The following is a 16,058-nucleotide window of genomic DNA, read 5'->3' as shown; positions in this document are numbered from 1 at the left end:
CGCTTTGGAGTCGGCCGCGCCGCCTAGTTACGATTATGTTCAACCCACAGCCCCGCCCCGTGCCCGCCTCAGCCCCAGCCCCAGCCCTGCTTTGGTCAGAGTGAGCAAAGAAATCCGAAGACAGCGGGAACGCGGCGTGTGGGATTAATGAAGCTCAGTTATTAGTGTTAAAGGTGAGGTGTTGGACAAACCTACACCCCACCAAACAACCCATGCGGATCAATCACAAATTTCTTCGGCACGCCCGAATCGAACTCCCCATAACCACGTGGTGCGTCATCCAGGCTGATCACTTCGACACCGACGACATCGGCGATCTTGATGCGGTCCCACATGATCGCCTGCATCAATTGGCGGTTGTATTTCATGACCGGGGTCTGGCCGGTATGGAAGCTGTGGGATTTGGCCCAGCCCAGGCCTAACCGAATGCTCAGGCTGCCCATTTTTGCTGCGGCGTCCACGGCACCTGGGTCTTCGGTCACGTACAGGCCGGGAATGCCGATCTTGCCTGCGACTCTTACCACGCCCATCAACGAGTTCAGAACCGTGGCGGGTGCTTCAGCCTGTGCGCCTGCATGACCGTGACCACGCGCCTCGAAGCCTACTGCGTCGATGGCGCAATCCACTTCGGGTTCGCCCAGCAGGGCGGCGATCTGCTCGTGCAGAGGCGTGTCCTGAAACAGGTCGGCAATCTCGAAGCCCTGAGCCTTGGCGTGGATCAGACGAGTCGGGTTGACGTCGCCAACGATCACCACCGCAGCACCCAGCAGGCGCGCGGAAGCAGCAGCGGCAAGGCCGACCGGGCCAGCGCCTGCGACGTATACCGTGCTGCCAGGGCCCACACCAGCGGTCACTGCGCCATGATAGCCAGTGGGCAGGATGTCGGACAGGCAGGTCAGGTCGCGAATCTTCTCCATCGCTGCATCGCGGTCCGGGAGTTTGAGCAGGTTGAAGTCTGCATAAGGCACCAGAACGTACTCGGCCTGACCGCCGACCCAGTCGCCCATGTCGACATAACCGTAAGCGCCACCGGGGCGGGCAGGGTTGACTGTCAGGCAGACGCCGGTGTTCTGCTCCTTGCAACTGCGGCAGCGGCCGCACGCCACGTTGAACGGAACGGAAACCAGATCACCGACATTGAGGTGCTCAACGTCGCGTCCGGCTTCCAGCACTTCGCCGGTGATTTCATGGCCTAGCACCAGCCCGGTCTGCGCTGTCGTGCGACCGCGAACCATGTGCTGATCAGAGCCGCAGATATTGGTGGAGATCACACGCAGGATGACGCCGTGCTCGATGCGTTTGCCGCGTGGGTCTTCCATTTTCGGGAAGGGGATGGACTGCACCTCGACCTTGCCAGCGCCGAGATAAACTACACCGCGATTACCAGACATACATGTCGCCTCGCTTTTATTGTGGTGAAAGAGGGAAAAACAGTTGCAGCTACAAAACCACCGTCCTGTTGGCGTTGAGGAATACTCGCCGTTCGATGTGATAACCCACCGCGCGCGCCAGCGTCAGCCCTTCGATGTCTCGGCCCTTGGCGATCAGGTCTTCGGGGTAATGGCTGTGATCGACCACTTCCACCCCTTGGGCAATGATCGGGCCTTCGTCCAGATCGTTGTTGATGTAATGCGCGGTCGCACCGACCAGCTTCACGCCCTTGTTATAGGCCTGATGGTAAGGCTTGGCGCCTTTGAAACCTGGCAGCAACGAGTGATGAATATTGATCGCCTTGCCGTCCAGCTTGCGACACAGGTCAGGTGACAGCACCTGCATGTAGCGGGCGAGAATTACCAGCTCTGCGCCGGACTCCTCGATCACGCCCCAGACCTTGGCTTCCTGTGCAGGTTTGTCGTTCGGGTCCAGAGGGAAATGGTAGTACGGAATTCCGTGCCAGCCAGCCAACGGTTCAAGATCAGGGTGATTGGACACCACAGCGACCACGTCCATTGAAAGCTGATTGATACGCTGGCGGTAGAGCAGATCATTGAGACAGTGATCTGCTTTCGAGACCATGATCACCACCTTTGGCCGATAGTTGGGCGCAGTCAGCTCGAAGATCATGCCGAACGCTTCGCCCCGTTCGCTCAATCCTGCCTTGAACGCCTGTACATCGAATGCTTCGGGCTGACGAAACTCCACGCGAATGAAGAAGCGCCCGGACAGGCGATCATCGAACGAGTGGTGCTCTGTCACGTAGCAGACCTGCTCAAAGAGAAAGCGGGTCACCGCGTCCACCGTGCCCAGTACGCTGGGGCAATCGGCGGTCAAAATCCATGTGTCTGGGGCGCGGCTCATTCAATCAGTGCTCCTGAATATTCGTTGTCCGCAAACCGACAGGCAATCGTGCAAAACCGCACGTTCAGGCCTTGACGCTTTGCGTCCCTTGATTCTCGTTCCCACGCTCCGCGTGGTAATGCATTTTGTGGCGCTGTGCGTCACGAACTGCATGCCAAGGCGGAGCATTGGCACAATAGTCATCTCAAGACTTGTGTGTAGCCATGAGCGCGAAAGCCGATGAGGTTTCAGCACGGTTTCTTGGGCTGATCATGCCTGAATGCTCAGCCCATACTCGGCGCTCGCATCCTGCAGCCACAGCCACCAGTAATCCGCGAAGCTGCGGCGGATCAGCAGTTCCCAGGTTTCTTCACCTGTACGCCGGATGACCAGTTGCGATTTGGCGAACACCGTGCCGACTGCCTTGCCCACCGGGAAGTTGTCCGGGTGTACGTCGTAGCTGGTGGACTTCATCAGAACCTGTCTAACCTTCGGGCCGGTCAGTTCAAGGATCGACTGGCCACCGCTGACATTGACGATGGAAATATGCAGGCCAGCCAGCGCCTCTCGCAGCTTCTGCTCTGCTGCGAGCTCTTCGCCGCTGGGCACGATCAGCAGCCACTCGTCCGGCCCCAGCCATTGCAATGAGCTTTCACCGCTGGTTACCAACATCAGTGCCGCTGGCAGTTCCATGCCCAGCGCCTTGTGTACGCCAGCGGCGAAGGCCGGATCATGCGCGTCGCCGCGAACGGTAAGGTGGCCCAATAGCTTCTTTTCGCGCAGGAACACACCGGGGTTGGCGCGCCCTTTGCCGATCAGGCTGTCGAGGTTTGCATGAAACAGTGGCGACTCGGCCTTGACGTCGGTGGTCGGGCGTTGCTGGTAAACGTTCGCTGTGGTCATGAGTTACCTGCCTTGAATTCTGCTTGCTGCGGTTGATCGGCGCACCACGTTTCATTCGACATTCTGCTGCTCGCCCTTAGGGTCGAAGAACACCGAAGAAACGATCTCGGCTTCGATCACGCTGCCGTCTGCCAGCGGCGCGAACACTCGCTCGCCCATGCGGCTCAGGCCGCCCTTGACCACGCCCATCGCAAACGAGTAGCCCAGCGAGTTGTGCGCGTAACTGGAGGTCACGTGGCCAACCATGCTCATCGGGATTGTCTGCTTGGTGTCGAACACCAGTTGCGCGCCTTCCGGCAGCCACTTGGTCGGGTCGACGGGTTTGAGGCCAACCAGTTGCTTGCGCTGCTCACGCACGCAGTCTTCGCGATTCATGCCGCGCCAGCCGATCCAGGAAAACGGTTTGGTCCTGCCGACACACCAGCCCATGTTCAGGTCGTCCGGCGTCATCGAGCCATCGGTGTCCTGACCGACGATGATGAAACCTTTCTCGGCCCGCAATACGTGCATGGTTTCGGTGCCGTAAGGCGTCAGGTTGTACTGCTTGCCTGCTTCGGCGATCTTTTCCAGAACACCCATCGCGTAATCGGCCTGAATGTTGACTTCGTACGACAGCTCGCCTGTGAACGAGATGCGGAACACCCGCGCCGGCACACCTGCGACCAGGCCTTCCTTCCAGGTCATGAACGGGAACGCTTCACGGCCCAGATCGATATTGGTGACTTCGCTCAGCAGCTTGCGGCTGTTGGGGCCGGACAGCGTCAGGGTCGCCCAGTGATCGGTCACGGAGGTGAAGTACACCTTCAGGTCCGGCCATTCGGTTTGCTGATAGATTTCCAGCCATTGCAGGACGCGCGCAGCACCGCCTGTGGTAGTGGTCATCAGGAAATGGTTGTCGGCGAGGCAGGCGGTCACGCCGTCGTCGAAGACCATGCCGTCTTCCTTGCACATCAGGCCATAACGCGCCTTGCCTACATCCAGCTTGGTCCAGGCGTTGGTGTAGATGCGGTTGAGAAACTCGCGTGCATCCGGGCCTTGAATGTCGATCTTGCCCAGGGTCGATGCGTCCAGCAGGCCGACGCTGTCACGCACAGCCTTGCATTCGCGGGCAACAGCGGCGTGCAGGTCTTCACCGTTCTTCGGGAAGTACCAAGGGCGTTTCCACTGACCCACGTCCTCGAACTCCGCACCATTTCTGACGTGCCACGCGTGCAGTGCAGTGAAACGCACTGGCTCGAAAATATGTTTGCAGTGTCGCCCCGCGATAGCGCCGAATGTTACCGGCGTGTAGTTGGGGCGAAACATGGTCGTGCCCATTTCCGGGATCGACACGCTTAGCGAGCGAGCAGCGATGGCCAGGCCGTTGACGTTGCCCAGCTTGCCCTGGTCGGTGCCGAAGCCCAGCGCGGTGTAGCGTTTGACGTGCTCGACCGACTCGAAACCCTCGCGGGTTGCGAGTTCGATGGCAGCGGCGGTCACGTCGTTTTGAAAATCGACGAATTGTTTGGGTGCTCGCGCAGTGCCTTTTTCATGTGGCACCTGAAACAACGCCAGCGTCGGTTCTTCGGCACGGCTGAGGGCTTTGGGCATCACGCCCTCGACAACCTTGAAACCTGCTTCGCTGGCAGCGCGAACGCCGCCTTCAAAGCCATCTGCCAGGCTGTCAGCCAAACTGTAGACGCCATTCACACCGCCCACGCAGATGCGTTTCTGTGGTGCTTCGCCGGGTACGAAACCGAGGATGTCCTCGCGCCAGACCGGTTTGCCACCCAAGTGCGAGGCCAGATGCACGATCGGGCTGTAGCCGCCCGAACTGGCGACCAGATCGCAATCAAGCCATTCGCCAGGGCTGGTGACGCTGTGCGCCTTGACGTCGATGGCCGCAACACGCGCAGCGGTAACATGTTTACTGCCGCGTGCTTCGATCACCGCGCTGCCGGTCAGGATGCGAACGCCTTTGGCCCGCGCTTCTTCCACCAGCGGGCCGCGGGGATTGTGCCGCGCATCGGCAATGGCGACCACCTGCAGGCTGGCGTCGAGCCAGTCCAGCGCCACGCGGTAGGCGTGATCGTTGTTGGTGGACAGCACGAGTTTTTTACCCGGCGCCACGCCGTAGCGACGAACGTATGTCGAAACCGCGCCGGCCAGCATGTTGCCCGGCACGTCGTTGTTGCCATAGACCAATGGCCGCTCATGAGTACCGGCGGCCAGTACCACGCGTTTGGCACGCACGCGGTGCATACGCTGGCGAACCATGCCGATGGGCGCGCGATCACCGAGGTGATCGGTCAGGCGCTCGTGAATGGTCAGGAAGTTGTGGTCGTGATAGCCGTTGACTGTGGCGCGGGGCAGCAGCGTCACGTTGCGCAGGCTCTTCAGCTCGGCAATCACGCCTGTCACCCATTCTGCGGCCGGTTTGCCATCCAGGCTTTCACGGCTGTCGAGCAGGCTGCCGCCAAACTCTTCCTGCTCGTCGGCAAGAATCACCCGGGCGCCGCTGCGACCTGCTGCCAGCGCAGCCGCCAGACCGGCAGGGCCTGCGCCAACGATCAGCACGTCGCAGTGCTGGTTCATCGCGTCGTAGCTGTCCGGGTCGTTCTCGGTCGGCGAGCGGCCCAGGCCTGCAGCCTTGCGGATGTACTTTTCGTACGTCATCCAGAACGACTGCGGATACATGAAGGTTTTGTAGTAGAAACCCGGCGGCATCAGCTTGCCGCCGACTTTGCCCAGAATGCCCATCAGGTCGGTATTTACGTTCGGCCAGCCGTTGGTGCTGGTCGCTACCAGGCCGGAATAGAGCGCTTGCTGAGTGGCACGCACGTTGGGGATTTGCGTTGCTTCGGTCGCGCCGATCTGCAACACGGCGTTGGGTTCTTCCGAACCCGCCGCGAAGATCCCGCGTGGCCGGGAATACTTGAAGCTGCGACCGATGATGTCGACGCCATTGGCCAGCAGAGCAGAAGCCAGCGAGTCGCCTTCAAAGCCCTGATAGGTCTGGCCGTTGAAGGTGAAGTTGAGCACCTTACTGCGATTGATGCGACCGCCATTGGGTAAACGATGGGTCTGGCTCATGCCTTGTCTCCCTGATCCGTGAACTGCGGCTTCGTACCAATCGGATAGGTTTCGAGAATCTCGTAGGTCACCGTGTTACGCGTCATGTTGAAGTACTGGCGGCAACCGGCGGCGTGAATCCACAACTCGTGATGGAGGCCACGCGGGTTGTCGCGGAAGAACATGTAGTCGCCCCACTGCTCATCGGTGCAGGCTGCGGGGTCCAGCGGGCGCGGGATGTGCGCCTGACCGGCGGGATGGAATTCCTCTTCGGAGCGCAGTTCGCCACAGTGAGGACAGAAGATATAAAGCATGGACGGGTTCTCCTGTTAGTGGGCGACGGCTGCTGCGCCGTGCTCGTCGATGAGTGCGCCGTTGTGGAAACGGTCGATGGAGAACGGCTTGGCCAACGGGTGCATTTCGCCTTTCGCCAGGCTGGCCGCAAACACATTGCCCGAGCCGGGCGTGGCCTTGAAACCGCCGGTGCCCCAACCGCAGTTGAAGAACATGTTCGGTACGGGCGTCTTGGAAATGATCGGGCAGGCGTCTGGTGTGGTGTCGACGATGCCGCCCCATTGGCGGTTCATGCGCACGCGGGACAGGACTGGGAACATCTCGACGATCGCCTGAACCGTGTGTTCGATCACCGGGTACGAGCCGCGCTGGCCGTAACCGACCCAACTGTCGATGCCGGCGCCGATCACCAGGTCGCCCTTGTCGGACTGGCTGATGTAACCGTGTACGGCGTTGGACATGATGACGCTGTCGATAATCGGCTTGATCGGTTCGGAGACCAGTGCCTGCAACGGGTGTGATTCGATTGGCAGACGGAAGCCAGCGAGCTTTGCCATGTGCCCCGAGTTACCGGCCGTCACGACGCCGACACGTTTGGCACCAATGAAGCCCTTGTTGGTTTCGACGCCGACACACACGCCGTTTTCCTTGCGAAAGCCGATGACTTCAGTCTGCTGGATCAGGTCCACACCCAAGGCGTCGGCAGCACGCGCAAAGCCCCAGGCCACCGCGTCGTGTCGGGCCACGCCGCCACGGCGTTGAACCGTTGCGCCGATGATGGGGTAGCGGGTGTTGTTCGAGCAGTCCAGGTACGGAATTTCCTCAGCGACCTGCTTGCCGTTGAGCAACTCGCCGTCCACACCGTTGAGGCGGTTGGCGCTGACGCGGCGCTCCGAGTCGCGCATGTCCTGCAGGGTGTGACACAGGTTGTAGACACCGCGCTGAGAGAACATGACGTTGTAGTTCAGGTCTTGAGACAGTCCTTCCCACAGCTTCATTGCGTGCTCATAAAGATGAGCCGACTCGTCCCACAGGTAGTTGGAGCGCACGATGGTCGTGTTGCGAGCCGTGTTGCCGCCGCCCAGCCAGCCTTTCTCGACCACCGCTACGTTGGTGATGCCGTGCTCTTTAGCCAAGTAGTAAGCCGTCGCCAGACCATGACCGCCACCGCCGACGATGACCACGTCGTAGACCTTTTTCGGCGTCGGCGTGCGCCACATGCGCTGCCAGTTTTCGTGATGGCTGAGGGAATGCTTGAGAAGGCCGAAGCCTGAGTAATGCTGCATGTGAGGCTACTCCTGACTCAGCGATAAACCGGGAATTCGGTGCACAGGGTTGCGACCTGACTGGCGACGTTGGCCTCGACATCGGCGTCGCCGAGGTTGTCGAGGATGTCGCAGATCCAGCCTGCCAGTTCAATGCACTGGGTCACCTTGAAGCCGCGGGTGGTGACGGCCGGTGTGCCGATGCGCAGGCCCGAGGTCACGAAGGGCGACTGTGGGTCATTGGGCACCGAGTTCTTGTTGACGGTGATGTGCGCACGACCCAGCGCAGCGTCGGCGTCCTTGCCGGTCAGGCCCTGACGGATCAGGCTGACCAGAAACAGGTGGTTGTCGGTGCCACCGGAAACCACGTCGAAGCCACGTTCGATGAATACCTGTGCCATTGCTTGTGCGTTATCGATGACCTGTTGCTGATAAGCCTTGAAGCCGGGCTCCATCGCCTCCTTGAAACACACTGCCTTGGCGGCGATTACGTGCATCAGCGGGCCACCCTGACCACCGGGGAAGACGGCGGAATTGAATTTCTTCTCCAGCTCTTCGTTGGCCTTGGCCAGAATCAGGCCGCCGCGTGGGCCGCGCAGGGTCTTGTGCGTGGTGGTGGTGACCACATCGGCATAGGGCAGCGGGTTTGGATAAAGCCCTGCGGCGACCAGCCCTGCGACGTGGGCCATGTCGACGAACAGGTAAGCGCCCACCTTGTCGGCGATTGCGCGGAAACGTGGGAAATCGAGCGTTTTTGAATAGGCCGAGAAGCCGGCGATGATCATTTTCGGCTGGCTTTCGACAGCGATGCGCTCGACCTCGTCGTAATCGATCAGCCCTGTCGTGGTGTCGATGCCGTACTGCACGGCGTTATAGAGTTTGCCCGAAAAGCTGACCTTGGCGCCGTGGGTCAGGTGACCGCCGTGCGCCAGGCTCATGCCCAGTACGGTGTCGCCCGCCTGAAGCAGCGCCAGATAGACCGCAGCGTTGGCCTGGCTGCCGGAGTGCGGCTGTACGTTGGCGTAGTCGGCACCAAACAACTGCTTGGCGCGCTCGATGGCCAGTTGCTCGACCTTGTCGACATGCTCGCAACCGCCGTAGTAACGCTTGCCGGGATAACCTTCGGCGTATTTGTTGGTTAGGCCGCTGCCCTGAGCCTGCATAACGCGTTTGCTGGTGTAGTTCTCCGAGGCGATCAGCTCGATATGGTCTTCCTGACGCTGCTCTTCGGCATTCATCGCCGACAGCAGTGCATCGTCATAACCCTGAATCTGGTCTTGCTTGCTGAACATCGCGGATCTCCCAGCGGCGGCACGGCGCCTGACTTGTCGTTAGGGCCGAACAGAGCCCTCTGAGAGCGATGGTAGGGCCGGACAGATGTCGTCAAATGCCTATGGACGCCACACAAAGGTGCGTTTACGACATAGGGGAGGAGGGAGTGAAAATAGCGGGAGGGTAGGCGGGATGACGCTGTGCTGGACGAAGACAAGCCCGCTCCCGGCTGGAGTCGTTCCAGCGCAGGGGAGTGGGCCTGTCGGTTTCAGGCGTTAACCGTGGTTCTTGCCCAGCAATGCGTGATACAGCTCGGTATCACCCAGAATGCCGACCACTTTGTTGCCGTCCTGCAAGACCAGCTTATTGCCGGTCTGGTAGCGGATCTGCAAGGCTTCGCGCATGCCGATATTGGAGTGCACAAGAGTAGGGCGTCGTTCCAGGGCGCTCACGTCCTGGCCGGGCGTCCAGTTTTGCAGATCAAGCGGCGCGGCACCCTGGCGTGCGCCTTTGATCACATTGCCGTCGGCCAGGTCGAGCCATGAGTCGACGCTCGGGTCCAGGCATACCGAGCCGTTGACATGAGTGCACTCATCGACCGTGCGCATCAGGCTGCGACCGCACAGCACATTCAACGGATTGGTGTGCGCAACAAAGGTGCGCACATACTCATCGGCAGGATTGAGAACAATCTGCTCCGGCACGCTGTACTGAACGATGCGGCCGTCTTTCATGATGGCGATGCGGCTGCCGAGTTTCAGGGCCTCGTCCAGATCGTGGCTGACGAAAACGATGGTCTTGCTCAGCTTGCTTTGCAGGGTGAGCAGTTCGTCCTGCAGACCCTGACGGATCAGCGGGTCGAGTGCCGAGAACGGTTCGTCCATCAGCAGGATGTCGGCATCCATCGCCAGCGCACGCGCCAGACCGACGCGTTGCTGCATGCCACCAGAGAGTTCGTCGGGTTTTTTGTTGCGCCACTGGGTCAGGCCTACCAGCTCAAGCTTCTCGTCCACCAGCTTGCGGCGTTCCTTTTCAGGACGGCCCTGCATTTCCAGGCCGAAGCTGATGTTTTCGCGCACTGTCAGCCAAGGCATCAGGGCGAACTTCTGGAACACCATCGCAATGCGTTTGGTGCGCATCATTTTCAGTTCGGCTGCGCTGCAACTGGCGATGTTGATCTGCGAACCTTCGTGTTCAACGAACAACGAGCCACGGCTGACAGTGTTGAGGCCGTTGATGCAGCGCAACAAGCTGGATTTTCCTGAGCCGGAAAGGCCCATCAGGACACAGATTTCACCTTTTTCGATATCCAGGCTGGCGCTTTCTACGCCGACGATCTGCCCGGTTTTCTTGAGGATCTGGTCACGCGTGAGGCCTTCGTCCAGCAGCTTGAGAGCTTCACGCGGGTCCTTGGCGAAGATGACGTCTACCTTGTCGAATTTGATGGTACTCATGCGTCGGACCCTTTCTTGGCTTCGGGTTGTTTGCAGATGCGGTCGAGCATGATTGCCAGCAATACGATTGCCAGACCGGCTTCGAAACCGAGGGCGATATCGGCGGTGTTCAGTGCGTTGACCACAGGTTTGCCCAGACCGTCGGCACCGACCAGTGCGGCAATTACTACCATCGACAGTGACAGCATGATGCACTGGGTGATACCGGCGGCTATGGAAGGCATTGCGTATGGCAGCTCGATCCGGGTCAGCAACTGGCGACGCGACGAGCCGAAGGCCTTGCCGGCGTCCAGCAGTTCCTGAGGCACGTCACGGATGCCCAGGTACGTCAGGCGTATCGGCGCAGCAATCGCGAAGACCACTGTAGAGATCAGCCCGGGAACGACACCGAGGCCGAACAGCGTGAGCGTCGGGATCAGGTAAACGAAGGTTGGGACTGTCTGCATGAGGTCCAGCAGCGGCCGGATGATGGTGTAGAACAGCGGCTTGTGCGCGGCAATGATGCCCAGCGGCACACCGATGACGACACAGACCAAGGTCGCGAACAGGACCTGGGCCAGGGTTTCCATGGTTTCCTGCCAGTAGTGCAGGTTCAGGATCAACAGAAACGAAAGAATCACGAAAACCGTCAGGCCCCACTTGCGCTGGATGAAGTGCGCGAGCGCGGCGATCAGGCCGATCAATACCAGTGGGTTGAACCAGGTCAGCGCGAACGTGAACCCGTGGATCATCATTTCCAGTGTCGAGGCAATCGCGTCGAAGTAGTCGGCGCCGTTGAGCGTCAACCAGTCGACAAATGCGGCGATGTACTCGCCCAGAGGGATTTTTTGATCTATCAGCATGGTATCGGGTATCCGCTTGCGGAAGGTGAAGAGGACAGCAGGCGGGCCAGACCCGCCTGCTTTCGGCTTACTGGGTCAGCTTGGCCTTGGCTGCCTCCAGGCCAGGTTTGCCATCAACCGTGGTCACGCCGGCGAGCCAGGTATCGAGCACTTGCGGGTTTTTCTTGATCCACGCCTTGGCAGCGGCGTCAGGCTTCATCTTGTCGTCCAGAACATTGCCCATCAGGGTGCTTTCCATGTCCAGCGTGAAGGACAGGTTTTTGAGCAACTGACCTACGTTGCTGCATTCCTGACTGTAACCTTTGCGAGTGTTGGTGTAGATGGTCGCCTGGCCATAGTTGGGGCCGAAAAAGTCATCACCGCCTGTAAGGTATTTCATCTTGAAGCGGGTGTTCATCGGATGTGGTTCCCAGCCCAGGAACACAACGTCGTTTTTGCGTTTAACCGCGCGGTCGACCTGCGAGAGCATTGCGGCTTCACTGGACTCGACGACCTTGAAGCCTGCGTCTTTCAGGCCGAAGGCGTTCTTGTCGATCATGCTCTGGATCAGGCGGTTACCGTCGTTGCCAGGCTCGATGCCGTAGATCTTGCCGCCCAGTTCTTTCTTGAATTTGACGATGTCGGCGAAGTCGTGCAGGCCTTTGTCGTAGAGCTCTTGCGGAACGGCCAGAGTGTATTTGGCGTTTTCGAGGTTGGCGCGTACGGTTTCGACAGTCCCGGCTTCGCGGTAAGGCTTGATGTCGTTTTCCATGGTCGGCATCCAGTTGCCGAGGAAAACGTCCATGTTCTTGCCGTCTGCCAGCGACTTGTAGGTCACGGGTACGGAAATCATGGTGGTCTTGGTCTTATAGCCCAGCGATTCGAGTACGGCGCTGGTCACCGCAGTGGTGACGGTGATGTCAGTCCAGCCTACGTCGGAGAAGTTGACCGTATGACAGGCCTCTGGCTCGGCTGCCTGAGCAAGCACCGGCATACATAGCGTTGCGGCCAAGAGCAGCGATTTGGAACCTTTCATTGGGTGGACTCCTGTGAGTTTCTTGTGGTCATCAGCAGGTGAACGCTGACGCGGCTTATGGGTCGGCAAGGCTTTTCGCGAAGCTCCATCACTGCGCCTGGCGATCGAGTCGGATCCGATCATGTAACAGGGGAAATCAAACGCCTACAGGGGGCGTCGTATCCAGTGCAGGCGGCGTCGTATCCAGTGCGCGCAAGGTCGCTTACAGATTCTTTGCATCGTACACGCGCCTGGTTGCAGTGTTGGAACTGCTGAAAAGCGGCCAGTACGTCACGCAATCGCTGCGCATATCGGCAGCGTCGGTTGGCAGGTCGGTGCCTGCGCGAACGCGGTGCTTTTGAGGGGGGTAACGCCGACAAGTTCACTATCGGGTGTACTTTTGCCTTCTGATCCAGGTGCCTGACCGACATTTTGGCGCGCTGCGCGGTTTTCGACCACGGGCCTTTTCGGCCGCCACCTTTTGGCGCGCACAGCTATCAAGTTCTCTGGTTCGTCCACATGTGCGTTGAGTAGCACTCCCTGTGTACGCGGCGCCTGGCACTTGGCTGGAGTGCTACCGAATTGCTCATCGAATGCCGCAGTCGGCGGGCTCTGGCGTCGCAAACAGACACAGGGGTCGCTGCTGATTAGACGCTTCGCGACGTCGTTTTCAAACGTTATTGAATGGCCGATCAATTTTCGGCATGGGATTTGCGATGTCCTTCTCAGGCCCTGTAATGGAAAGGGCTATAAGAAGAGCCCGTCTTGAGGCCAACCACAGCCACGTGAGAGGAGATAGTGTGATGACATCGTTCAATCCAGGGACCCAACCCCAGAACCGCGCGCCGCAATCCATCGGCTTTCTGCTGTTGGACAACTTCACTCTGATCTCTCTCGCATCGGCGGTAGAACCCCTTCGCATGGCCAATCAGTTGTCGGGTCGCGAGCTGTATCGCTGGACGACGCTGAGCCTTGACGGTGGGCAGGTCTGGGCCAGCGACGGCTTGCAGATCACCCCGGACGCCGCCATGAACAAGGCGCCAGCGCTCGATACCGTCATTGTTTGTGGTGGCGTCGGCATTCAGCGTGCCGTCACCCGCGAACACGTAAGCTGGTTGCAGAGCCAGGCGCGTCAGTCGCGTCGTCTCGGCGCTGTGTGTACGGGCAGTTGGGCGCTGGCATGCGCCGGGTTGCTGGACGGTTTTGATTGCAGCGTGCATTGGGAATGCCTGGCGGCGATGCAGGAAGCCTTTCCGCGTGTGTCCATGAGCACACGGTTGTTCACGCTCGACCGCAACCGTTTCACCAGCTCCGGTGGTACAGCGCCACTGGATATGATGCTGCACCTGATCAGTCGTGATCATGGCCGCGAATTGTCGGCCGCTATTTCCGAGATGTTCGTCTACGAACGTATCCGTAACGAACAAGACCATCAGCGCGTTCCGCTCAAGCACATGCTCGGCACCAATCAGCCCAAATTGCAGGAGATTGTGGCGCTGATGGAAGCCAACCTTGAAGAACCGATCGACCTCGACGAGCTGGCGGTGTATGTCGCCGTCTCGCGCAGGCAGCTGGAGCGACTGTTCCAGAAATACCTGCACTGCTCGCCGTCGCGTTACTACCTGAAGCTGCGCCTGATTCGCGCACGGCAACTGCTCAAGCAGACACCGATGTCGATAATCGAAGTGGCGTCTGTGTGCGGCTTCGTTTCGACACCGCACTTCTCCAAGTGCTACCGCGAATATTTCGGCATCCCGCCGCGCGACGAGCGCGTGGGCTCCAACACTGCGCAACAGGTTGCCATGATGCCAATCCCGCATGCGCTGGTACTCGCCCCCTTGTCAGGCCCGCTCTCGGCTTTGAGTCAGGCGCGCAATGAGTCGACGTTTGCGAGTGTGAGGCTGTAGCTGCGCTGATCGTTGCGTGAAGCTCCGGCATGCCGACGCGGAGCATCGGCACGATCATGGCTCAACGGGCGTTCACACCTGCCGCCGGATCAAAGCGCGAAGCGCGATACCATGCTGTTGAGGTCCACGGCCAGGCGTGACAGCTCGGTGCTGGCTGCGCTGGTCTGGTTGGCGCCGGTGGTGGATTGTGCCGACAGGTCGCGGATGTTCACCAGGTTGCGGTCCACTTCGCGTGCAACCTGAGCCTGTTCTTCAGCAGCGCTGGCGATGACCATGTTGCGCTCGTTGATCTCTTCGACCGCGACATTGATGGTGTTCAGCGCCAGGCCTGCACCTTTGGCGATGCTCAAGGTGGACTCGGCGCGTTCCGTACTGTTGCGCATCGAACTGACCGCCTGCTCGGTGCCGCTCTGAATACTGCCGATCATCCGTTCGATTTCGCTGGTGGATTGCTGCGTGCGGTGCGCCAGAGCACGAACTTCATCGGCCACGACCGCAAAGCCGCGGCCTGCTTCGCCCGCACGCGCTGCTTCGATAGCCGCGTTGAGGGCCAGCAGGTTGGTCTGGTCGGCCAGACTGCGAATCACGTCCAGTACTTTGCCGATATCGCGTGACTCGTTAGCCAGGTTGATGATCAGTTCGGCGGTGCCTTTGACATCGCCGCTCATGCGCTCGATGGCACTGACGGTTTCCTGCACCAAGTCACGACCATCGCCAGCCGATGTCGCAGCATTGCGCGACGCCTGCGAAGTGCTGACGGCATTGCGGGCAACTTCTTCTACAGCGCTGGTCATTTCGTTGACTGCGGTGGCAGCCTGTTCGATTTCATTGTTCTGCTGCACCAGCCCGCGTGCGCTTTCATCGGTAACCGCATTCAGCTCTTCAGCCGCCGAAGCCAGCTGCGTGGCCGAGCCGGAGATACCCTGCAACGTGTCGCGCAACTTATCCTGCATGGTTTTCATGGCCAGCAACAGGCGACCCGCTTCGTCGGTGCCGTCGATCGCGATTGGCTGGGTCAGGTTGCCTTTGGCGATGGTTTCCGCCGCATGAAGAGCAGTGGCAATCGGCGTGGTGATGCTTTTGATCAGCATCCAGGCAAACACGATGGTCAGCAATGTGGCAGCAATCAGCAGGCCGATCACCAGTTGCAGCGCCGAATCGTACTCGCTGGTGGCGTCTGTCTTGACCTTGTTCAACTGCGCGGTGTTGTTCTCTACCAGCTTGCTGAGCACTGTGTTCATTTGGTCTGAGTTGCTGACCATCTCGTTGTTGAGCAGGTTCTGCAGCTCATCGAGCCTGTTGGCGCGCGTCAGGGTCTTCAGGCGTTCTTCAAGCTGTCGATACTGTCCCAGCAGTTGCACGTACTGGCCATAGAGATCGCGCTCGCTCGGGTCGCTGATGAGCTTTTCGTAGACAGCCTGAGCGTCAGTGATCTGCTTGTTGCGCATCGCCAGCAGGTCGATGGTCTTCTGCTGGGTTTCCGGGTCGCGGTTGACCAGCAACCGGTAAGACAGGACACGCAAGCGAATGCTGACTTCAGCAAAGCGATCCAGGCTCTTGATGCTGGGCACATTGCTGTCGGCCAGCACTTCGGTAGCGCTACGGATCTTGCTCATTTGTGACAATGCAAAAACACCCAGTATCAGCATGAGTGTGCCAATGATGGCGAATCCAAGAAACGCTCGGGGCGCTATGTTCATATTTCGCAGGGACATAGAAAGTTTCCAGGGTTATGTACGCGTTCCATGCGATTCAACGGGTGTAGGGGATGAAGTGAATGGCTGCCTATCGGTCATGCG

The 16,058-nt window shown here is 59.6% G+C and carries 12 protein-coding genes and 1 pseudogene; 1 reads left to right on the top strand and 12 read right to left on the bottom strand.

Annotated elements, in window-relative coordinates; genetic code table 11:
• Positions 1-191: 191 nt before the first annotated feature.
• From fdhA to ALO43_RS11710, 10 genes are all read right to left on the bottom strand, one after another.
• Complete coding sequence (gene fdhA / locus ALO43_RS11755) at positions 192-1,391, bottom strand: formaldehyde dehydrogenase, glutathione-independent (protein ID WP_005896407.1); 1,200 nt, start codon at positions 1,389-1,391, stop codon at positions 192-194.
• Between the two features lie 49 nt (positions 1,392-1,440).
• Positions 1,441-2,298, bottom strand: coding sequence for a formyltetrahydrofolate deformylase (gene purU, locus ALO43_RS11750; RefSeq protein WP_024670525.1), 858 nt, complete (start codon positions 2,296-2,298; stop codon positions 1,441-1,443).
• Between the two features lie 249 nt (positions 2,299-2,547).
• Positions 2,548-3,180 carry a sarcosine oxidase subunit gamma gene (locus tag ALO43_RS11745; RefSeq protein WP_005896413.1) on the bottom strand — a complete coding sequence of 211 codons (633 nt, stop codon included), beginning with the start codon at positions 3,178-3,180 and terminating at the stop codon, positions 2,548-2,550.
• Positions 3,181-3,231: 51 nt separating this feature from the next.
• The gene (locus ALO43_RS11740; RefSeq protein WP_024670524.1) at positions 3,232-6,252 is read right to left on the bottom strand and encodes a sarcosine oxidase subunit alpha; all 3,021 of its coding nucleotides are present in this window, start codon (positions 6,250-6,252) and stop codon (positions 3,232-3,234) included.
• Positions 6,249-6,545 carry a sarcosine oxidase subunit delta gene (locus tag ALO43_RS11735; RefSeq protein WP_005896420.1) on the bottom strand — a complete coding sequence of 99 codons (297 nt, stop codon included), beginning with the start codon at positions 6,543-6,545 and terminating at the stop codon, positions 6,249-6,251. Before ALO43_RS11735 ends, ALO43_RS11740 begins: the two co-directional genes overlap by 4 nt.
• Positions 6,546-6,560: 15 nt before the next feature.
• On the bottom strand, positions 6,561-7,811 hold the full coding sequence (locus ALO43_RS11730; RefSeq protein ID WP_005896422.1) for a sarcosine oxidase subunit beta family protein: 1,251 nt from the start codon (positions 7,809-7,811) through the stop codon (positions 6,561-6,563).
• A 17-nt stretch (positions 7,812-7,828) separates the two neighbouring features.
• Entirely contained in the window at positions 7,829-9,082 is a 1,254-nt protein-coding gene (glyA, locus tag ALO43_RS11725; protein ID WP_024691240.1) for a serine hydroxymethyltransferase, read from the bottom strand.
• A gap of 255 nt (positions 9,083-9,337) precedes the next feature.
• Positions 9,338-10,516 carry a choline ABC transporter ATP-binding protein gene (choV, locus tag ALO43_RS11720; protein ID WP_005896426.1) on the bottom strand — a complete coding sequence of 393 codons (1,179 nt, stop codon included), beginning with the start codon at positions 10,514-10,516 and terminating at the stop codon, positions 9,338-9,340.
• Positions 10,513-11,358 carry a choline ABC transporter permease subunit gene (gene choW / locus ALO43_RS11715; RefSeq protein WP_005896429.1) on the bottom strand — a complete coding sequence of 282 codons (846 nt, stop codon included), beginning with the start codon at positions 11,356-11,358 and terminating at the stop codon, positions 10,513-10,515. Before choW ends, choV begins: the two co-directional genes overlap by 4 nt.
• A 67-nt stretch (positions 11,359-11,425) precedes the next feature.
• Positions 11,426-12,373: a choline ABC transporter substrate-binding protein gene (locus ALO43_RS11710; protein ID WP_005896431.1), complete on the bottom strand. Its 948-nt coding sequence runs from the start codon at positions 12,371-12,373 to the stop codon at positions 11,426-11,428.
• 782 nt (positions 12,374-13,155) lie between these two features.
• Between ALO43_RS11710 and gbdR the strand changes: the two genes are divergently transcribed.
• Entirely contained in the window at positions 13,156-14,259 is a 1,104-nt protein-coding gene (gene gbdR / locus ALO43_RS11705) for a choline metabolism transcriptional regulator GbdR (protein WP_005896432.1), read from the top strand.
• An 89-nt stretch (positions 14,260-14,348) separates the two neighbouring features.
• On the opposite strand, the gene ALO43_RS11700 is transcribed toward gbdR, so the two are convergent.
• Positions 14,349-15,479: a methyl-accepting chemotaxis protein gene (locus ALO43_RS11700; protein WP_412177778.1), complete on the bottom strand. Its 1,131-nt coding sequence runs from the start codon at positions 15,477-15,479 to the stop codon at positions 14,349-14,351.
• 3 nt (positions 15,480-15,482) lie between these two features.
• Positions 15,483-15,908 (bottom strand): annotated as a pseudogene (locus ALO43_RS32085) (MCP four helix bundle domain-containing protein); the annotation flags it as partial.
• Between the last annotated feature and the right edge of the window lie 150 nt (positions 15,909-16,058).

Origin of the sequence: Pseudomonas tremae (assembly GCF_001401155.1) — a bacterium.
Taxonomy (GTDB): domain Bacteria; phylum Pseudomonadota; class Gammaproteobacteria; order Pseudomonadales; family Pseudomonadaceae; genus Aquipseudomonas; species Aquipseudomonas tremae.
This window is presented reverse-complemented; position numbering and strand designations above follow the sequence as displayed.